Below are 20,634 nucleotides of genomic sequence, written 5' to 3' on the forward strand. Positions count from 1 at the left end.
ACAAGGAGACCACACATGGACGTCAGTCAACCTTGTATCAAATGTCATGTACACACCAAATACATAGAGGCACAATCGGAACCCGATAATGACCGCTATGTATTTGCGTACATGATCACTATAAAAAATCTTAGCCCTCACTCCGTACAACTTCTCTCTCGTAGTTGGCTCATTACCGATGGCAATGGTAAACAGATCACCGTAGAAGGTGATGGTGTCGTTGGTGAGCAGCCCATAATCCCTTCCAATGACGATTATACTTATACCAGTGGTACCGCTCTCGAAACCCCTGTAGGAATCATGCAAGGGCACTATATTATGCAATCTGACGATGGTGATACCTTTAAAGCTCAGATAGCCCCTTTCAATCTTTCCGTGCCAAACATTATCAACTAGTTAGAGGTCCGCTTGTCCAATTATCTTGTTGGAGACATCCAAGGTTGCCTAGATGAACTCCTTTTACTGCTAGAAGAAGTCAATTTTAATCCACAGCAGGATACACTTTGGGTCGCTGGAGATCTGGTCGCTCGTGGCCCCAAGTCACTAGAAACTTTACGATTTATCCGCTCGATGGGCGACTCAGCAAAAATAGTTTTGGGTAACCATGATCTACACCTTATTGCGATTTCATTGGGGGTTCATAAAGCCAAGCCAAAAGATAAAACCTTGCCTATTTTTGAGGCTGATGATTGCTCTGAATTAATTGAATGGCTGCGCCACCAACCCTTGCTCGCAGAACACCCTGAGTTTGTTATGAGCCATGCAGGCATCTATCCGCTTTGGACATTAGATGAGGCACGCAATGCTGCGCAAGAAGTAGAAAAGGCTTTGTCAGGAGATAACTGGAAAAAGCTTATCAAAAAGATGTACGGCAACTCTCCCGACATCTGGGATCCCTTACTAGAGGGAATGCCGCGCCTAAGATTTACTATTAACGCAATGACGCGCATGCGTTATTGCTACCATGATGGACGTTTGGATATGGATAGCAAACTGCCACCGGAAGAAGTAGACAAGAGTAAGCTGATACCTTGGTTTGAATTAGAACAAAGAGTTCAGTTACCAAAGAAAGCTATATTTGGACATTGGGCCGCATTGATGGGGACTGACTCACACAGTGTTATCGGTTTAGATACTGGTTGTGTCTGGGGTAATCACATGACAATGCTTAGATGGGAAGATAAGCGCTACTTTACTCAAGCAGCGCTTTAACCTTTACTTAGAAACGGTAACCAAAGGTCATTGAGAACTGTCCGTAGTCAGCATAATCCGTAGCAAAGCCTTCTAGGCGAGCATCTGCATAGTAATGCTCTTTAATCGTTGCTCGTGCACCAATACCGAAGAATAATTTAGTATCGTCCATTGATTCTTTTTCACCTAGTAGTCGCCACTCTTCATTATGGCGAACAATACCTATTGCTGCATAAGGTTTCAAAGCCCACTGCTCAAAATGAAAGGTATAACCTAAATCAGTATCAATTTTAATCGTAGAACCATCAACATCCAACGTTAAGCCATATTCAGAAGCACTATCACTATATCCTGCATATGAGAGATTGATGCCGACAATGTTATTAAATTCATAACCGTATTCAAGCTTTACGCCTGTACCTAATTTGACACTATCGTAAGTCACATCTTTCGTGCTAGAAAAACCAATTCCGATGCGATGTCCATTTGCTTCAGGTTCTTGTGTCGACGTTTCAGCAAAAACAGGCGTGGCAGTCAAAGCTAGAGTTGCGATAGTAACAAGTAATTTTTTCATATTATTCTCAAAGGCAATGTAAATTTATCCTTGATGATTTTTTGCGCTCCGTGCGTCTTAAATTGCCGAGAAGTGTAAGAGAATATTATGATAAGCAAAAATCACCAGTGCTTATCTCCGCAATAAGCAATGATTATCTTCAATTTGATTTTGTAGCTCTTGCCTAATTAATCTCACTAACCAATTAATAAGCGGACTATTGCGATATTTAACATGATAGTGAGCATAAAGGGTGATATTGGAACCCTTTTCAATGTTGTCAATATCGATATCTAGCGGTACTAAATTAGTAAACTGTTTAAAAGGAAAAAGATCAGAATGTGGTAGTAACATGTTCGTGCGATGAGTTATGTCAATGACAGGCATAATCAATTCTGAGCGAAAACCAATCTCTACATTAATGCCATATTTCTTCAGAAACTCTTGGGCATAGCTGTAGTTATCGTTCCATCCAGCGGTTGCAAAGGTCGCAAGTTGTGCGCCTTCAAGCTCTGCTAATTGACAGCTCTTTCCCGCCAACGGATGCCCTTTCCGAGCAACTAACATTCCTTGTATCTCTATTAATTTCTCAGAATAAATCTCTTTTGATAAAGAGGACTCATAAGCAACAGCCAATAAGCTTTGCCCTGTAATCAATTGATTTATCGAATCTTGAGACCATGATTTTATACCAAGTGACGCTTTAGGCGCCGCTTGCTTTAGAGCGTGATATAAACGTCCCACTAAAGCGGTTTCTACTGTCGGAATCATTCCGATATTTAAGGTTTGCTCAACCTCTAGAGGAGAAAACTCACCTATTCCATTAATAGCTTCTGCCAAGCCATCAAAAAATGGGGTGATTGAGTTCGCTAATTCCAAAGTATAAGGGGTAGGCTCTAAGCCTGAACGCACTTTAACAAACAACTGATCATCAAAGTGATGACGCAATTTTTGCAGAGACTGACTTATTGCAGGCTGGCTTACATGCAGACGTGTTGATGCCTTGCGCATATTGAGCTCTTGGGAGAGCACCAGAAAAGTTCTTAATAGATTGAGGTCTAAATTTGCAAAGCGGTCTTTCGCCATAGATTCATCACTCTCTATTTAAAACAATAAACTGCATGTCATGAGCATTTTTCTCATCCGCTTTGTAATGTTCGCTATGTTCTTGCTTCCAACCCTGTCCCCAATCTGGAAATTGTGTGTCACCTTCAACGCTTAAGTCGATATGTGTTAGGTACAGTTTAGATGCAGCAGGGAGACAGTACTCATAAACTGAGCCTCCTCCAATGATCATAACTTCAGGCACATCTCCTGCCACTTGCAGGGCCTTGTCGATTGAAGTCACTGTCTCCACCCCTTCGATCAACAAGTCGCTATCTCGGCTAATCACGATATTTTGACGACCAGGAAGTGGCCTACCAATTGAGTCGTAAGTTTTACGTCCCATAATCACAGGTTTACCCATGGTGCATTTTTTGAACCAAGCAAAATCTGCGGGAAGATGCCACGGCATTTGGTTGTCTTTACCGATAATGCGGTTGTTAGCCATAGCGGCAATCATACTAACGATCATAGGGGTTCCTCTAAACAATGGGACGGCGACGATAAATAAATAAGCCAGGCATAGCGAGCCCAACTGCAAGTCCAGCAATGATAAACATTGCGGTGAGGAAATTCTCTATTAGGCTAGAAAATAATTCATGGGTATAACCCAATTGGTTAATTTCTACCATTGCTATCATGGCATTGAAGGCATAGACACCGGGAACCATAGGAATCATAGCCGCTACAGTAAACACCTTAGGGTGAGCTAAAAATCGATGCGACCATGCGACACCAATAAAGCCAACAATGGTCGCAGCAAACAAGGTCGCCCATTCAATTGGCATACCAAACTGCATCATCAAATAGCGCGAACCGTGACCAATAGCTCCCCCCAATGCGCAATAGAACAACGCACTCTTTGGCACATTGAAAACCAACGCAAAACCAACAGCAGGAATTGATGCAAAGAACATGTCATCGATAAGCCCTAAAAACAAGGCAAAGAAATCACTCATAGTGTCACCCCAAACATGCCTAATACACCGCTCACCGCAACAATCCCCAGGCAGGTAGCCAGAGTAAGTAAACTGCCCATCACAAACCGAGCAATGCCCATATTGATATACCCTTTCAATACGTCGGCAACAGAATTAATTAAGGGGAAGCCGGGAACTAACATAAGAACAGATGATGCCATTACCACGTTTGGATTGTTACCAATCTCAAATACCACCGCTTGCGCCGAAATAAAGGTGGTTACAAACGCAGTTGTCGCGAAATTAAGGAGAGGATTGAAATGACGATGACCAATCTCTTGTCGGACAATCATACCAATAGCAGAGGCTACAAAGGTCATAGCAAATACAGCACTATCACCACCAGCAAGATGACTAAATGAGGCGCACGATAGTCCAATCATAAACACCACAAGCCAACGGTTGTAACGCTCAGGAGTAATTTTATCCAGCTTCTGCTGCGCAAGATCGTGGTCTAGGATGCCTTTTTCTAGCATGATGCAGATACGCTGTACCTCTGTCACAGCGCGCATGTTAATTCCCTTATCAGGGCAACGTCGCGTGGTCGTCATACAACGATCATCAGTTACCGTTGTCACAACAAGAGCACTGGATGAAAGTGATACTTCCACTTCATCCATACCACATGCTAGACCGATACGTTCCATGATACCGCAAATAAGTGCACTTTCAGCTCCATGTGCATGCAACATCTGACCTGCTTGAGCAATAAGGCGGGAAACTGCGCGTTGTTTCGATTCCATTCTATCTCTTTGAGAATTGTTTAAAATAAAACCAATATTCTATTGGGTTTGCATATAAAACAATACTGATAATTCAAATTTAATTGATTAAGAACAACCGAAATTGAATACTTTAATCAACTCAAGATTTTTGTGACAGATTTAAAGCTAAAACGAGTAATTTTTTGAGATTCCCCAAATCTTCGATCAATTTGAGGTTTAACCAAATATAGCCATGAATATTGGAGTTTCCTTCACCTAGCTCAGCAATGATAGCCTTTAGATCACGAGTAATTGCCTCCCTTTCTTCAACGCGATTTTCACCACGGACCTGCCCTTTTTCCACCAAATAAGCTAAATCTTCGAGCTGTTGCTCCACTTGTTGCTGGCATTGCTTAAGCGATTTAGACCAAAGCATATTTAGATGACTTTCTCTGTCGCTCCAATAAGAATGGTTAAGCAGATCTATCGTACTAAGCATATTGCGAAGTTGGATTTGAATCGCTTCGAGCAATTGACGCTTGAGTTTAGTCTCCTTAATCGATGGGGCTGTTAAGGTGGTAATTGTTGTCATTTCTTTCACTAAAGTATTTTGAAACGGCTCAAGATCCGGCTTTTCCAACACATTGGGAGAATAAGATAAATGATAGACCTTAGCGAAGGTATTTAGGGTATTTGCGATGCGCAAGCGCCAGTGGATAAACGCGCGCTGTGGGTAGATAAGACAAAACAAAACCGCAACAATACAACCGATAGTCACATCAACGCCACGCCACATTGCGACATCAATATCTGCATTCGCAGCCCCTAAAGTGACGGCTAAAGTAATGCCAATTAATACCCCAACATACGGCCTTTTCCCCAGAGCAAAATAAGCACTCAGAAAAATAATTACCGCACACCATATGTACATCAGCAGCACAGAATATTGGCTAATAGCAATTCCTAGTATGCCTGATATAGCGCCAAGACAAGTTCCTAAAACACGATGCCAAGCCCTCGGCAAAACATTACCAAGATAAGATATCGGTCCTATGACCACAAATAGCGTAATTAAAATCCAAGTTCGCTCAGGAATCTCAAAATACGTCGTAGCAATAAGGGTAATTACAAAGGCTATGGAAATACGAATACCATGGACAACTCGGTAATTCGCGAAGATAAACGCATCTAGATTGGATATTTTCTGGTTTAGGTGCATGATCTCAGATCCTTGAGATAAAATTGCTTTCGCACAGATAAAAAAAGAGCCGGAATCTAATTCAGGCTCTTTTTATTATGTTTATTGTTCAGACCATTGTCTACAAAAGATACTAGTCGCGAACATAGATAACATGACCGTCATCTTCTTCATCGTCGTCCCAGTCATCATCGTCTTCAGTAACAACGTTGCTGCCTGACATCGCATCTTTATGGTAATCGTCCCACATAAAGTCGACTTTATCTTCTTCTGAAATTTCTTCCGCTTGACGAGGAAGTGTTTCCATAAAGTCTGCTAATTTGTAACACAACTCTTTAGTGCCATGTTTGTTAATTGCTGAGATCTTAAAGTATTGCTCTTCCCAACCTAGCGCATCCAAGATCTGTTGGATCGTTTCATTCGCTTCGTCTTCAGGCATAAGATCAGTCTTATTGAATACCAACCAACGTGGTTTATCCGCTAACTTCTCACTGTACTGCTCAAGTTCATCGATGATAGTCAAAGCATTTTGCACAGGATCACTTTGATCAACCGGCATGATGTCGATCATATGCAGCAACACACGACAGCGTTCTAGATGCTTCAAGAAGCGAATACCAAGACCGGCACCATCTGCTGCACCCTCGATCAAACCAGGGATATCGGCAACAACAAAACTCTTTTCTGGAACCACACTCACTACACCCAAGCTAGGGATAAGAGTCGTAAACGGGTAATCAGCTACTTTTGGTTTAGCTGCAGAAACAGAACGGATAAAGGTCGACTTACCCGCATTTGGTAGACCAAGCATGCCCACATCTGCCAATAACAGTAGCTCTAGACGAAGTTCACGAACTTCCCCTTTAGTGCCCATTGTCTTTTGACGAGGTGCTCGGTTCACGGATGATTTAAAGCGGGTGTTACCTAGTCCGTGCCAACCACCTTTCGCGATCATTACCTTCTTGCCATGCTCTGCAACTTCACCCACTACCTCATTGGTATGGATGTCTACAGCACGTGTCCCTACAGGAACCTTAAGTGTAAGGTCATTACCACGCTTACCAGTACAGTTACCACCACGGCCATTCGCACCACGATCTGCTGCATAAAAGCGTTGGAAACGGTAATCGATAAGTGTATTTAGGTTTTCGTCAGCTTCAAGGTAGATATCACCACCATCACCGCCGTCGCCACCATCGGGGCCACCTTTAGTTATAAACTTTTCACGCCAGAAACTAACAATGCCATTACCGCCATCGCCTGCTTCTACCTTTACAGTTGCTTCATCTACGAATTTCATTTCTCACTCCGTATTGGTGTGAATATCTTGCTGGATCAACTTTAGCAGATCCATACCTAATTAGGATCTAGGGGTCTAGGCTATAGGCCCTAGGCTGCAAACAGCCTAGGACTCAGAGCCAAGAAACCTAGTATCCTACAAATAAAAAACCCCGCCGAATCGGCAGGGCTTTTGAATTCAGCTTGAAACTAAGTATTAATTACTCAGAGTCGATGCTAACGAATTTACGGTTCTTAGGACCTTTAACTTCAAATTTCACTTTACCTTCAGTAAGAGCGAAAAGAGTGTGGTCTTTACCGATACCAACGTTGTCACCAGCGTGGAATTTAGTACCACGTTGACGAACGATGATGTTACCCGCTAGAACTGATTCGCCACCAAAACGCTTAACGCCAAGACGTTTGCTTTCTGAATCGCGACCGTTACGAGTAGAACCGCCAGCTTTTTTGTGTGCCATTGTTAAACTCTCCTATAACTTAAGCGTTGATGCCAGTGATCTTCACTTCAGTGAACCACTGACGATGACCTTGTTGCTTACGAGAGTGCTTACGACGACGGAATTTAACGATTTTTACTTTATCGCCACGACCGTGCTTAACCACTTCAGCTACAACTTTGCCACCTTCAACAAGAGGTGCACCAACAGTGATTTCTTCACCGTTAGCGATCATAAGAACTGAGTCAAACTCAACAGTTGCACCAGTTTCAACGTCCAATTTCTCTAAACGAAGAGTTTGACCTTCGCTTACACGGTGTTGTTTACCACCAGATTGGAAAACAGCGTACATATTTTACTCCGCTTTTTCCGCACAGCCTTTAACCTAATTAAGTAGTTTGGGTGTGCGCTAACTAATTCATCAATAGGGCGCAGATTCTACGTGAACGCATCACATAAAACAAGCCATATTTTAAAAAAATTGGCGAAAAGATAATCGCCACATAAAAGTGCGAGAATGATGCCTTTTACAGGTGTATTTGGCAACGTTTTTTAGTGTAAAATTCAACATTAATTATCATCCAGCTACTCCCCGTAGCGACTCAAAACCGGAAGTACAATGGACTTTAGCGCTATTCAGGCCCTCACTGCCGACGACATGGTAAAAGTAGATAAAACAATTCACGCTCAGCTGACCTCAGAAGTGGCTCTAATCAATCAATTAGGGCACTACATTGTTAGCGGTGGTGGAAAGCGTCTACGCCCGCTGATCACGCTCCTATCAGCTCGTGCTTTAGGATATGAAGGCGAAGGGCATATCACCGCAGCTGCGTTCATTGAATTCATTCACACAGCAACACTATTACACGATGATGTGGTTGATGAATCGGATATGCGCCGAGGGAAAGAAACCGCCAATGCAGCTTTTGGCAATGCGGCCAGCGTTTTGGTGGGTGATTACATCTACACTCGTTCTTTCCAAATGATGACAAGCCTAGGATCATTGAGGATCCTCGAATTAATGAGTGAAGCGGTGAATGTGATCGCTGAAGGTGAGGTTTTGCAATTAATGAACTGCAATGATGCCTCTACAACCGAAGAAAGCTACATGCAGGTCATTTATTCTAAAACCGCGCGCTTATTTGAATCAGCATCGCAAATTGCAGCGATATTGACTCACTCTACTCCGGAGCTAGAAGTTGCGATGCAAAACTATGGTCGCCACCTAGGCACGGCCTTTCAGCTCGTTGATGATGTATTGGATTACACCGCTGACGGTAAAGAGATGGGAAAAAACGTGGGAGATGACCTCGCAGAGGGTAAACCTACCCTGCCGCTTCTTTATGCAATGCAAAATGGTTCAGACTCACAGCGAGCGATGATTGTTGAAGCGATTGAACAGGCCAATGGTATGGAGCGCTTGGACGATATTATGCAGGCTATGCATGATACAGGTTCTTTGGAATACACAACCACGGTCGCTAACGAAGAGGCAGACAAGGCTATTGCAGCTTTAGCAATTTTGCCAGATTCGACTGAAAAATCAGCTCTTGAAGCGTTAGCGCATCTCGCAGTTAAACGTAATAAATAAGCTAAATACAAAAACGCCACTCGCAAGGGTGGCGTGTCGTTACTTGCTTTAACCTAATAGTATTTGTCGCAATCTGGATGCAATTGAGCGTCTTGATTAACTGAACTGACGTGTACGGCCCACTGCTCTTCGTGCAACCCTTCGACAAGTACCATCTCATCTCTCTTATCTACTGCTAGGACGCGCCCTAGGCCTTCAGAAGATTCTACCCACATACCCGTCGCGATTTTATCCATGTCCATAGCGATACCCTTACTCTTGATTAATAGTAACTAGTACGCGGAAAATGTGTAACGAGATCAAAAAAGCGGATCATAAAGATCCGCTTTCAGTCATTTGTATTGCCTTGTCAAAGAGTCCTTATTTAGCGAACTCTTCACCTTTTGAAATATCACCAGATAGTGTTTCAAGCATGTCATCTAAAGAGGCTCTCTCAAACTCACTTAGTACACCATAATCCAAGACTTCTTCAATGCCCGCTGTGCCCAATTTAACTGGTTGTGCAAAGAAGCGAGTATGTTCACCACTGCCTTCTACATAAGCACACTCAACGACGTTCGCCTCGCCTTGTAGAGCACGAACTAGTGACAAACCAAAGCGACATGCCGCTTGCCCCATAGACAGTGTCGCACTACCACCACCAGCTTTTGCTTCAACAACCTCTGTACCTGCATTTTGAATACGGGTCGTCAGTGATGCAATCTCTTCGCTAGTAAACTCAACACCTTTAACTTGCGATAATAATGGCAGAATTGTTACGCCTGAGTGACCACCGATAACAGGTACTTCTAGTTTAGTAGGATCTAGACCCTTAAGCTGACCAACAAAGGTTTCAGAGCGAATAACATCAAGTGTTGTTACACCAAATAGACGGCGCTTGTCATAAACACCTGCTTTTTTCAGCACATCAGCAGCAATAGCAACAGTCGTATTCACTGGATTAGTAATGATACCCACACATGCTTTTGGACATACTACCGCAATCTTTTCTGCAAGAGATTTGACAATACCCGCGTTCACATTAAAAAGATCTGCACGATCCATGCCTGGTTTACGAGCGACACCTGCAGAAATCAATACCACGTCAGCGCCTTCAAGAGCTGGCGTAGGATCTACACCTGAAAAACCGATTACCGATACTGGAGTTGGGATATGACTAAGATCCGCTGCAACACCAGGAGTCACAGGTGCGATATCGTATAGAGCGAGATCTGAGCCAGCAGGAAGATTATTTTTTAATAGAAGTGCCAGTGCTTGTCCAATACCACCAGCAGCTCCGATAACAGCGACTTTCATTGTGTTCTCCTTGGGTAAGATAGAGGTAATTATTGTTCTAGTTCTTATATAATCTCGAAACTATAATATTTACTTTACCTTTACAAACACGTAACGACACCTTTGCGACCTTACTCACTCATCGAAGTAGCAATTTTAATATTAAAAGACCCTTCTCACGTATTGGAAAAGTAAGTAACCAGTTTTCATGAGACATCTGCCCCCTTTACTTGGGTATATTACAGTTCTGTGAGACACTAGTTTGCTTGAGGGTACCTCTCATCCGACTGATAAAACTAATAATATGTGGAACAACAAATGCGAAACAGCGAAAAACAGGACCGTTTAGTCCGCGAGTTCAAATCTCTTTTAAAGCAAGAACGTTTCGGCTCGCAAAGCGAGATTGTAGAAGCACTTAAACTTGAAGGCTTTGACAACATAAACCAATCTAAGGTCTCTCGTATGCTGACCAAGTTTGGTGCTGTTCGTACACGAAACGCAAAAATGGAGATGGTTTACTGTCTTCCAGCAGAGCTTGGTGTTCCTACAGTATCTAGCTCTTTACGTGAGCTTGTACTGGATATTGACTACAACAACGCATTAGTTGTCATACATACAGGACCAGCTGGAGCTCAATTAATTGCCCGACTGCTCGATTCTCTTGGAAAGTCGGAGGGAATTCTTGGTGTTGTTGCTGGTGATGACACCATTTTCATCACCCCTACTCTTGAAATCAGCACTAAACAATTGTTCGATTCTGTTTGTGAACTCTTTGAATACGCTGGATAAAATCCTTTATTCAACCTTCACAGTTTAGACAATAAGCTGTGAAGTCGATCACATCCTATTAAAATCGCAACCCACCACCAGCCCTTTGGTAACTTACTGTTTACAATGACTATTTCATAAAGTCAGCAGATTTAATTCCCCGTATAAGCAACCAATTTTCTATTCTCCCCCATACTGCTCACTCTCTTTTTGCCTATTTTTTGCTATCATTCAGCCACTTTTTCAACGATTTTCTCTCTGCTATTGTTGTTATGTTGAACGTTTCTTCTAAAGTCGATCTAAACTAAGAAGATTCGGTTGGATCGAATATTTAACATTACATCAAGTGCTGTTGGCTGGATTTGGATTGAAAAAGATGCCGTTTCCATACAGGAAACCTCAACAGTACATAGAAGGCTGTTGATATGATCATGGATATAAGGAAGAAACATCATGGCATTTAAGAAAGCGATTAAGCTTGGTGCGATTGCTGCAGCAGTTATGGGCGCAGGCGCAGTCTCAGCGCAGGAGTTCATTACTATTGGTACAGGTTCAGTAACCGGTGTTTACTACCCTACTGGCGGTGCTATCTGTAAGCTTGTTAACAAAGATCGTAATGACCACAATGTACGTTGTTCAGTAGAGTCTACTGGCGGTTCTATCTATAACGTAAATACTATGCGCTCCGGTGAGTTGGACTTTGGTATTGTTCAGTCTGATTGGCAGTTCCATGGCTACAACGGAACTAGCAAATTCTCTGAGCAAGGACCTTACAAAAAGCTTCGTGCTGTATTCTCTCTTCATACAGAACCTTTTAACATCATTGCACGCGAAGACGCTGATATTAACAACGTTTCTGATCTAGTAGGCAAGCGTGTCAACATTGGTAACCCTGGTTCTGGTGACCGTGCAACCATGGGCGTAGTAATGGACGCTATGGGTTGGACCAACGATAGCTTCAAATTAGCTTCTGAGCTTAAAGGCTCTGAGCGTTCTCAAGCACTTTGTGATAACAAAATTGATGCATTCATCTACATGGTTGGACACCCAAATGGTTCAATCAAAGAAGCGACAACCTCTTGTAACGCAAAACTAGTTCCAGCAACAGGCCCAGAGATCGATAAGATCGTCGCTGACAACCCTTACTATGCATTTAGCACAGTACCTGCTGGCATGTACCGTGGTACAGACCAAGACGTTAACAGCTTCGGCGTAGCAGCAACTATGGTAACGACGACTGACGTTTCAGACGAAGTTGCTTACACAGTGGCTAAAGCGGTATTCGAGAATTTTGATACTTTCAAACGTCTACATCCTGCATTTTCAAGTCTCAAGAAAGAAAACATGGTAAAAGACGGCCTATCGATTCCTCTTCACCCTGGTGCAGAGAAGTACTACAAAGAAGTAGGCCTTATCAAGTAACCCGATAAGATAAGGAGGCTAAAGCCTCCTTACTTTTCTTCGGTGAAAATAGGGGACAACACAACATCCCCTTATGTTTACTAGCCAATGTCCCTTTTTCGACTGGGGCTTTCTATTTGCCTTCATTTGGCACCCCCTTCTCTTTATATTGCAATTTATTGGCTAGTATTTGGGCTTGGTCTAAGGTTATTGAGTACCTAAAGGTGCGCGCCTAGCCAACCCTCGCGTCAACAGAATTAGGACACACTAATGACACATTCAACGACTCCTATTCAAGAGGCACAAGAAATCGTCGCACAAGCGGATACTGGGGCAAGAAACCCTTCAGGTATTCCCGGACGAATTCTATGGTTTGTGCCGCTATGCTGGTCACTGTTTCAGCTTTGGTATGCCTCACCACTGCCGTTCATTTTCAATTTCGCTATCCTCAATGATACCGAAGCTCGCTCGATCCATCTCACTTTTGCCATATTCCTTGCCTTTACTGCCTATCCAGCATTAAAGGGATCGCCACGAGATAGAATTCCTGTCATTGATTGGATATTGGCATTGCTTGGCAGTTTAGCTGCCGGCTACATTTATCTCTTTTATACCCAATTAGCCGAACGTTCTGGTGCACCAACCACAATGGATATTGTGGCTTCGGTTATCGGTATGGCTCTACTTCTAGAGGCAACTCGCCGTGCACTTGGCCCACCACTGATGGTGGTAGCAGCCGTATTCCTACTTTACACCTTTGGTGGCCCTCATATGCCAGATGTCATCGCACATAAGGGAGCAAGCTTGAACAAAGCAATGTCTCACTTGTGGCTGACTACTGAGGGTGTATTCGGTGTTGCTTTGGGTGTCTCGACTTCATTTGTATTCTTATTTGTGCTCTTTGGAGCCATGCTAGAAAGAGCTGGAGCGGGTGCGTACTTTATTAAGGTCGCCTTCTCTCTACTGGGTCATATGCGCGGTGGTCCAGCAAAAGCGGCTGTTGTCGCTTCTGGTCTTTCAGGTTTAGTGTCCGGCTCATCTATCGCCAACGTGGTAACTACCGGTACCTTTACTATCCCACTAATGAAGCGTGTTGGTTTTCCTGGCACTAAAGCAGGTGCCGTTGAGGTTGCTGCTTCCACAAATGGCCAGTTAACTCCTCCTATCATGGGCGCAGCGGCATTCTTAATGGTTGAGTATGTGGGTATATCCTATGTAGAAGTGATTAAAGCCGCTCTATTACCCGCACTCATCTCTTATATCGCTCTAATCTATATTGTTCACTTAGAGGCCTGTAAGGCGGGTATGGAAGGTTTACCTCGTCGTCATACGCCAACTAAATTACAGAGCTTACTCTCTTTCATTGGTACTATTCTTGGCCTGTGCGTAATTAGTGCAGCTGTATACTATGGTATTGGATGGACAAAAGACGTATTCGGCGCAGCAGCCACACCTATTGTTACCGTTGCACTACTCATCTCTTATGTTGGACTTGTGCGCATCTCCTCGCAATATCAAGAACATGCTGAGATGGATCCAGACCTAACGGAGATCCCAGATGTAGGACCGACCGTCAAATCTGGTCTGCACTTTTTGCTACCAATCGTGGTGCTAGTTTGGTGTTTGACCGTAGAGCGATTCTCGCCGGGTCTATCTGCTTTTTGGGCTACGGTATTCATGATCTTTATTCTGATCACTCAACGCCCTTTGATGAGCTATTTCAATAAAGACCATGAGATTGCGAAAGCAGTTAAAACCGGCTTTCATGACCTTTTAGAAGCATTAGTTTCGGGCGCACGCAATATGATAGGCATCGGTGTTGCTACCGCTGCTGCTGGTACTGTCGTGGGTGTGGTCACCTTGACAGGTATTGGACTCGTGATGACAGATTTTGTCGAGTTCATCTCTGGTGGTAGCGTCATCATGATGCTGCTATTTACTGCTGTTATCAGCCTTATTCTAGGTATGGGACTGCCCACCACGGCCAACTACATTGTTGTATCCACATTGATGGCTCCGGTAATTGTTACTTTAGGCGCCGCACATGGGCTGATTATACCTCTGATCGCCGTGCACCTATTTGTGTTCTATTTCGGTATCCTTGCCGATGATACACCTCCCGTTGGCCTGGCAGCCTTCGCGGCAGCGGCAATTGCAAAATCCGATCCAATTCGTACGGGTATTCAAGGCTTTACCTATGATATACGAACCGCCATCTTGCCATTCATGTTTGTATTTAATACCCAACTTCTAATGATGGGAATAGACAGTTGGTGGCATCTGCTACTCACCGTACTTTCGGCGATCACTGCAATGTTGCTGTTTTCTGCCGCCACTCAAGGTTGGTGGCTCACTCGCAACAAGTGGTGGGAGACCATTGTCTTGCTCGTGCTGACCTTTACCTTTTTCCGTCCCGGTTTTTGGTGGGATCAAATTTATCCAGCTCAGTTGGAAGTGCCTGCGACTGAGATATCGACCGTTGTTGAGCAAATGCCAATAGGCAAGGCTCTGCAAATGCGTGTCGAGGGTGAAAATCTAGAAGGTAAGCTAATCAGTAAAACAGTCCGATTACCGTTTGATGACGATGCAAGCACCGCAGAGGATCGTATTTCGTCAATGGGATTGATGCTGTCTCGGAGTGATAATAACGTTATTGTAGATATGGTCGAATTCGGTAGCCCTGCAGAAGCAGCCGGCATAGATTTTGACTGGAAGATCAAGCACATCATTCAAAAGGCAGAACGCCCAATGAAAGAATGGGTATTTCTTCCTGCATTGATTCTGGTGCTATTGATGGCACTAAATCAAAAACGACGTCGAGCTAGAGAGTCTATCAACGCATAGTTTGATTTCGCTCAATGCCCCATGGTCTACACTATGGGGCAATAGCACGACAAAAATTCAAGAGCATTTCCCATGTACAAACAGATCTTAGTCCCCGTTGACCTGAACGAAAAAGGCTTCAGTGATAAAGCCTTAAAGGCAGCCGTTTGGCATGCCAAGCAAAGCAATGCACAACTGCATCTTTTGAACGTATTACCAGGAATCCACATGTCCATGGTGGCAACCTACTTCCCTAAGGACGCAGTGCAAGACATGAAAAAAGATGTCGAAGCTCAACTTCGAAATTTCGCAGATAGCTTTGTAGACCCTGAACTGGTCTATCAGGTTCACATTGCTGAAGGTAAGCCTTATGCTACCATCATCGATTATGCAGAAAAGCTAGGCGCTGACTTAATTGTTATGCCAAGCCACAAGCGCTCTCGAATTGATAACGTTGTTTTGGGTTCAGTGGCAAGTAAAGTTGTACATAACTCTCCTGTAAACGTACTCGTGATTAAGCCTCAAGGTTAAGACAACGTACAAAAAAATGGTCACCTATTTGCGGTGACCGTTTTTATTTGTATTCAATAGTTTTGTACTAAACCACTCTATTTGAATGCTTCCCTGCCACAAAATCATCAATGTTATTAAGCAGAATATCGACCAAGCTTTGCAATGCAGAATCACTTCCCCAAGCAACATGCGGAGTGAGCAATAAGTTTGGTAGTGACAAATTGGCAAGTAAGGGATTGGATATATCCGCTGGCTCATTGGTAAACACATCGACTCCCGCACCCGCTATTTTGCCCGATTTAAGCGCTTCTATTAGATGAGCTTCATTCACTAAACCACCTCTACCCGTGTTAATAACAACCGAGGTCGACTTCATCAAAGCAAACTCGTCACGTGCGATCAGATTAGTTGTACTCGGGGTTAGAGGGCAATGAAGAGTCACGATATCCGCCTGCTGTAGAGCCTTTTCAAAGCTGACATAACCTTCTCTCACCTGCAAAGCACCTTTGCGCTCAGCGAAGATGGGCTTCATTCCAACAGCACTCGCAAGGGTAGCTACGGCTTTACCTAAGCTGCCACTGCCGATAACCGCTATAGTTGACCCTGCTACATCCGTAATAGGGTGCGTAAAAAAACAAAATTGCTTGTCTTTTTGCCACACGCCTTTCTCTATATCCTGATGATAAGCGAACAAATTACGTTTCAGAGCAAATATCATCCCTACCACGTGCTCTGGCACTGAACGTGTGGCGTACCCTTGGATATTGCATACCGCTATTTGATTCTCAATGCAGTAATCCAAATCAACGTTGTTGGTTCCAGTCGCAGACACTGCGATCAACTTAATGGAAGGAAATTGCCTCAGTATCGATCCATTAAGCGCTACCTTATTGCTAATAACAACCTCTGCTCCAGTTAAGCGTTCTTTTAACTGCTCAGGAGAGGTGTAATCATACTCCACCCACTGATGAGAAAAGTTCAATTCACGAAATAGCACATGTGCAGGAATGGTCGCTTTATCTAAAAAGACAACTTTAGGTAACGATTGTTGCATGCAAAATCCTTAATGCTTAGGCAAGGTTTTATAGTCTGGTAACTCAGGCTCCGCAGAGTAGAGTTTCAATACTAAAGGTTCTGCCTCAGGATAAAAGTCGCATGGCACAAACATACTGACTAACTTGCCATCTTTAGGGTGATAAAAGCTCAACTCTGTTGAATGCAATTGCAAGCGCTCAGAGTAGGCCCTTGCCTCACCTTCAGAATAAAACTCATCGCCAACAATGGAATGTCCCATTTCATTCATGTGCACACGCAATTGGTGTGAACGTCCTGTAATAGGCAAAAGGCGCACAATACAAGTTTTGTCTTCCTGCTGTACCTTTTGATAATCCGTTCTAGAAGGTTTACCGTCGTGGGTGCACACTTTCTGTCTTGGCCTATTTGGCCAATCGCAGATAAGAGGAAGATCGACAATCCCCTCTTTTTCTTCTAGCTCGCCCCAAACACGAGCGTAATAGACCTTATGGGTTAAGCGATATTGAAATTGCTTTTTGAGATGACGCTCTGCCTCTTTACTAAGAGCAAACAACATTAAACCGGATGTGGCCATGTCCAAACGATGCACGACTTGAATCTCGGTATATTCCTCAACAAGACGACTCCATAGACTATCGTAATGACGCTCTTCCCTACCAGGTACAGATAGCAAGCCTGCAGGCTTATTAGCTACCAAGATATGTTCATCTTGGTAAACAATATCTATCCACGGATCTACTGGAGGGTGATATTCAGTCATGGCCATATTTACACTCCAGTTTTAATTATGAGAAACAACAATTAGGCGCAATGAATCCAATTGAATTTGTGCTTGAGAAATAAAGCCATCAAGCTCGCTAATTTGCTCTTCAATTGCAGTCACTTCTTCATCTCGGATATTAGGATTAACTGCTTTCAAGGCAAGTAGACGCTCCAACTCGGCACTTAAGCTTGCTTGCATCTCATTCTTTGCTTGCTGTTTAACTTGCTCATGCTTTGATAGTACTTTTTCATCACCCACACTAATCAAAGCTTGCACTTGTGCCTGAACAGAAGTCACCAGCTTACTGGCTATATGACGATTGATCGGACTCAACTGGCGATTAAAGCTCGCAAATTCTACCTGCTCAGAGAGATCGTTGCCTTTACCATCTAACATCAAACGAATTGGCGTTTGTGGTAAGAAGCGAGAGATACCACTGCGTTTTGGCGCTTGAGCATCAACCAGATATACCAACTCTAAAAGCATAGTACCTACTGGCAAGGCTTTGTTTTTTAATAAAGAAACAGCAGATGCTCCTACCCCTTCACTCAGCAGTAAATCAATACCGCCTTGAATCATTGGATGCTCCCAAGACATAAAGTTCATATCTTCACGGGAAAGGGCCGTATCACGGTCAAAGGTGATGGTTGCGCCATCATATGGAAGCCCAGGGTAACTAGGCACTAGCATGTGCTCAGAAGGAGTAACAACCAGTGCATTCTCTCCCTTGTCGTCTTGGTTTAAGCCAATACAATCAAATAGGCTAAGGGCAAAACTGACAAACTGAGTGTCATTGTCTTTGGAAGCAATCTCTTGAACCAAATCTTGCGCTCTATCACCACCATTAGAGTGCATCTCTAAAAGTCGGTCTCGGCCTTGCTCAAGATCTTTTTTAAGTTGCTGATTAATCTTGGCCGATTGAGCTATCACTTCAGGAAGCGCGGAGCTATCTCCAGTTGCGATCATTTCTGTCAGTTCATAAGATAACTTCTCATACACAGTGCGGCCCGTTGGGCAGGTTTCAGCAAAAGCATTAAGGCCTTCATTATACCAATGAGCCAATACGCCTTGAGAGCTACCCTCTAGGTACGGAACGAATACATCAATATCTGAATTCTGGCCAATACGATCCAAACGACCTATGCGCTGTTCTAGTAAGTCAGGGTTAAATGGCAAATCAAACATCACCAACTGATTAGCAAACTGGAAGTTACGCCCTTCAGAGCCAATCTCTGAACAGATCAACACCTGTGCGCCGCCTTCTTCTTGAGCAAAATAAGCAGCCGCTTTATCACGCTCTATAATCGACATACCTTCATGGAACACTGTAGCTCGAATACCTTCACGCTCACGCAATGCTTGTTCAAGTTGCAATGCGGTGGTGGCTCTTGAAGCAATAACCAGTACTTTCTCCGAGCGCTTTTCTTTAACCTTCTCGATCAGCCAATCTACTCGGCTATCAAACTGCCACCACGAGCCAGTATCTCCCAGCTCTTGGAAGACCTCTTCAGGATAAAGCATGATACCGGCTTGCTTCTCTAAAGGCAGGTCAACATTGAACATCTTCGACACTTTAATAGCGCGAGCATACTGCTCAGGCAAAGGCATAGGTAGCAAGTGGACTCGACGCTCAGGGAAGCCCTTGATAGCCGCACGAGTATTTCGGAACAATACGCGTCCCGTGCCGTGGCGATCCATCAGGTTATCAATCAACTCTTGTCTTGCCGATGCTTGCTGTTCAGGGTGTTGGTCGTCGGAGATGGCCTTAAGCATCGGCTCAACATCTTGCTCAGATAACAGCTCAGTGATCTGATTCTTAGCGTCATTAGGTAGTGTTTGGCCTGATAGCAACTGGCTGACAGCTTCAGCCACAGGAGCGTAGTTTTCTTCTTCATTAACAAAAGCTTGATAATCATAGAAGCGGTCAGGATCTAATAGACGCAGTCGTGCAAAGTGACTTTCACGACCCAACTGCTCCGGTGTCGCGGTTAGTAAGAGTACCGCAGGAATCTTTGATGCTAGCGATTCTATAGCCATATACTCAGAGCTTGGCGCTTCTACACTCCACTCCAAGTGGTGAGCCTCATCAACAACCAATAGGTCCCATTCTGCTTCTAGCACCTGTTGATGACGCTTAGGGCTGCTCTTAAGGAAATCTAGGGAGCAAAGAACTAATTGCTGAGTATCAAATGGATTCGGTGCTTCTGCATAAGCCTCAACGCAACGCTCTTCATCAAACACAGAGAAATGCAAATTGAAACGACGCATCATTTCCACCAGCCATTGATGTGTTAGCGTCTCCGGCACCACAATCAAAATTCGTTCCGCGCGACCTGCCAACACTTGTTGGTGAATGATCATGCCTGCTTCAATGGTTTTACCTAGACCTACTTCATCGGCTAGCAAAACACGTGGAGCGTATCGACGGCCTACTTCTTGAGCAATAAAAAGCTGATGAGGAATCAGACCCGCGCGCATACCCGTCAGTCCTCGAAGTGGACTTCTATGTTGCTGGTATTGATTGTTCAAAGCCTGGTAACGCAATACAAAATTGTCCATACGGTCAATTTGGCCAGTGAACAGCTTGTCTTGTGGTTTGTTGAAGCGGATCTGGTGACTTAGGAAAATCTCTCGAAGCTCCACACCTTGCTCACCGGTATCTTCGCGCGTACCTACGTAGCAAAGCACCTCTTTTTCTTCAATGACCTGCTCCACATTTAGTGACCAGCCTTCATGCGCTTCAATAGTGTCGCCAACAGCAAAGGTGACACGAGTAATCGGAGCATCACTAATAGCGTACAGTCGCTCTTCTTCTGAAGCGGCAAACATTAAGGTTACCGTGCGCGCATCAATGGCAACTATTGTTCCAAGACCTAAATCACTCTCTGTATCACTAATCCAACGTTGACCAATCGCAAATGCCATTCAGCTAAAACCCTTTTGTAAAATCGACTCTAACAATAGTAGAAGAAAACCAAGCAGATTTGGCTAAGTTTCCT

The 20,634-nt window shown here is 43.9% G+C and carries 21 protein-coding genes; 7 read left to right on the plus strand and 14 right to left on the minus strand.

Features of this window, described 5'->3' with window-relative positions:
• Window positions 1-15 precede the first annotated feature (15 nt).
• A complete protein-coding gene (apaG, locus tag OCU48_RS11700; RefSeq protein WP_141344854.1) occupies window positions 16-396 on the plus strand; it encodes a Co2+/Mg2+ efflux protein ApaG in 381 nt (126 codons plus the stop codon).
• A gap of 12 nt (window positions 397-408) precedes the next feature.
• Window positions 409-1,212, plus strand: coding sequence for a bis(5'-nucleosyl)-tetraphosphatase (symmetrical) ApaH (gene apaH, locus OCU48_RS11705; RefSeq protein ID WP_141344853.1), 804 nt, complete (start codon window positions 409-411; stop codon window positions 1,210-1,212).
• 7 nt (window positions 1,213-1,219) lie between these two features.
• Here apaH and OCU48_RS11710 read toward each other — a convergent pair whose 3' ends face one another.
• The 9 genes from OCU48_RS11710 to rplU all read right to left on the minus strand — a co-directional run bounded on the left by OCU48_RS11710 (window position 1,220) and on the right by rplU (window position 7,818).
• The gene (locus tag OCU48_RS11710) at window positions 1,220-1,765 is read right to left on the minus strand and encodes a porin family protein (protein ID WP_141344852.1); all 546 of its coding nucleotides are present in this window, start codon (window positions 1,763-1,765) and stop codon (window positions 1,220-1,222) included.
• A gap of 111 nt (window positions 1,766-1,876) precedes the next feature.
• Complete coding sequence (locus OCU48_RS11715) at window positions 1,877-2,830, minus strand: LysR family transcriptional regulator (RefSeq protein WP_141344851.1); 954 nt, start codon at window positions 2,828-2,830, stop codon at window positions 1,877-1,879.
• A gap of 7 nt (window positions 2,831-2,837) precedes the next feature.
• A complete protein-coding gene (folA, locus tag OCU48_RS11720; RefSeq protein WP_141344850.1) occupies window positions 2,838-3,320 on the minus strand; it encodes a type 3 dihydrofolate reductase in 483 nt (160 codons plus the stop codon).
• Between the two features lie 10 nt (window positions 3,321-3,330).
• Window positions 3,331-3,807, minus strand: coding sequence for a threonine/serine exporter family protein (locus tag OCU48_RS11725; RefSeq protein WP_141344849.1), 477 nt, complete (start codon window positions 3,805-3,807; stop codon window positions 3,331-3,333).
• Window positions 3,804-4,571: a threonine/serine exporter family protein gene (locus OCU48_RS11730; protein WP_141344848.1), complete on the minus strand. Its 768-nt coding sequence runs from the start codon at window positions 4,569-4,571 to the stop codon at window positions 3,804-3,806. Before OCU48_RS11730 ends, OCU48_RS11725 begins: the two co-directional genes overlap by 4 nt.
• A 121-nt stretch (window positions 4,572-4,692) precedes the next feature.
• Window positions 4,693-5,751, minus strand: coding sequence for an FUSC family protein (locus OCU48_RS11735; RefSeq protein WP_141344847.1), 1,059 nt, complete (start codon window positions 5,749-5,751; stop codon window positions 4,693-4,695).
• Between the two features lie 112 nt (window positions 5,752-5,863).
• Window positions 5,864-7,030 carry an Obg family GTPase CgtA gene (cgtA, locus tag OCU48_RS11740; RefSeq protein WP_141344846.1) on the minus strand — a complete coding sequence of 389 codons (1,167 nt, stop codon included), beginning with the start codon at window positions 7,028-7,030 and terminating at the stop codon, window positions 5,864-5,866.
• A 199-nt stretch (window positions 7,031-7,229) separates the two neighbouring features.
• Complete coding sequence (gene rpmA / locus OCU48_RS11745; RefSeq protein ID WP_141344845.1) at window positions 7,230-7,487, minus strand: 50S ribosomal protein L27; 258 nt, start codon at window positions 7,485-7,487, stop codon at window positions 7,230-7,232.
• Between the two features lie 19 nt (window positions 7,488-7,506).
• The gene (gene rplU, locus OCU48_RS11750; RefSeq protein WP_017029047.1) at window positions 7,507-7,818 is read right to left on the minus strand and encodes a 50S ribosomal protein L21; all 312 of its coding nucleotides are present in this window, start codon (window positions 7,816-7,818) and stop codon (window positions 7,507-7,509) included.
• 267 nt (window positions 7,819-8,085) lie between these two features.
• Between rplU and ispB the strand changes: the two genes are divergently transcribed.
• Entirely contained in the window at window positions 8,086-9,057 is a 972-nt protein-coding gene (ispB, locus tag OCU48_RS11755) for an octaprenyl diphosphate synthase (RefSeq protein WP_141344844.1), read from the plus strand.
• Between the two features lie 53 nt (window positions 9,058-9,110).
• Here the strand turns inward: ispB and OCU48_RS11760 are convergent, their stop codons facing one another.
• The gene (locus OCU48_RS11760) at window positions 9,111-9,299 is read right to left on the minus strand and encodes a hypothetical protein (protein WP_141344843.1); all 189 of its coding nucleotides are present in this window, start codon (window positions 9,297-9,299) and stop codon (window positions 9,111-9,113) included.
• A gap of 118 nt (window positions 9,300-9,417) precedes the next feature.
• Window positions 9,418-10,353 carry a malate dehydrogenase gene (gene mdh, locus OCU48_RS11765; protein ID WP_141344842.1) on the minus strand — a complete coding sequence of 312 codons (936 nt, stop codon included), beginning with the start codon at window positions 10,351-10,353 and terminating at the stop codon, window positions 9,418-9,420.
• A 297-nt stretch (window positions 10,354-10,650) separates the two neighbouring features.
• Here mdh and argR point away from each other — a divergent pair, with 297 nt between their 5' ends.
• The 4 genes from argR to OCU48_RS11785 all read left to right on the plus strand — a co-directional run bounded on the left by argR (window position 10,651) and on the right by OCU48_RS11785 (window position 15,855).
• Window positions 10,651-11,121, plus strand: coding sequence for a transcriptional regulator ArgR (gene argR / locus OCU48_RS11770; RefSeq protein ID WP_141344841.1), 471 nt, complete (start codon window positions 10,651-10,653; stop codon window positions 11,119-11,121).
• A 432-nt stretch (window positions 11,122-11,553) separates the two neighbouring features.
• A complete protein-coding gene (locus OCU48_RS11775; RefSeq protein ID WP_141344840.1) occupies window positions 11,554-12,522 on the plus strand; it encodes a TAXI family TRAP transporter solute-binding subunit in 969 nt (322 codons plus the stop codon).
• 249 nt (window positions 12,523-12,771) lie between these two features.
• Window positions 12,772-15,345 carry a TRAP transporter permease gene (locus tag OCU48_RS11780; RefSeq protein ID WP_141344839.1) on the plus strand — a complete coding sequence of 858 codons (2,574 nt, stop codon included), beginning with the start codon at window positions 12,772-12,774 and terminating at the stop codon, window positions 15,343-15,345.
• 72 nt (window positions 15,346-15,417) lie between these two features.
• A complete protein-coding gene (locus OCU48_RS11785; protein WP_017242774.1) occupies window positions 15,418-15,855 on the plus strand; it encodes a universal stress protein in 438 nt (145 codons plus the stop codon).
• Window positions 15,856-15,922: 67 nt separating this feature from the next.
• Here OCU48_RS11785 and OCU48_RS11790 read toward each other — a convergent pair whose 3' ends face one another.
• The 3 genes from OCU48_RS11790 to rapA are packed head-to-tail and all read right to left on the minus strand — an operon-like array spanning window position 15,923 to window position 20,560.
• Entirely contained in the window at window positions 15,923-16,891 is a 969-nt protein-coding gene (locus tag OCU48_RS11790) for a D-2-hydroxyacid dehydrogenase (protein ID WP_141344838.1), read from the minus strand.
• A 9-nt stretch (window positions 16,892-16,900) separates the two neighbouring features.
• Window positions 16,901-17,638: a bifunctional tRNA pseudouridine(32) synthase/23S rRNA pseudouridine(746) synthase RluA gene (rluA, locus tag OCU48_RS11795; protein ID WP_141344837.1), complete on the minus strand. Its 738-nt coding sequence runs from the start codon at window positions 17,636-17,638 to the stop codon at window positions 16,901-16,903.
• Window positions 17,639-17,653: 15 nt separating this feature from the next.
• Window positions 17,654-20,560, minus strand: a complete 2,907-nt coding sequence (rapA, locus tag OCU48_RS11800; RefSeq protein ID WP_337983892.1) for an RNA polymerase-associated protein RapA — start codon at window positions 20,558-20,560, stop codon at window positions 17,654-17,656.
• Between the last annotated feature and the right edge of the window lie 74 nt (window positions 20,561-20,634).

Origin of the sequence: Vibrio inusitatus (assembly GCA_024346935.1) — a bacterium.
Taxonomy (GTDB): domain Bacteria; phylum Pseudomonadota; class Gammaproteobacteria; order Enterobacterales; family Vibrionaceae; genus Vibrio; species Vibrio inusitatus.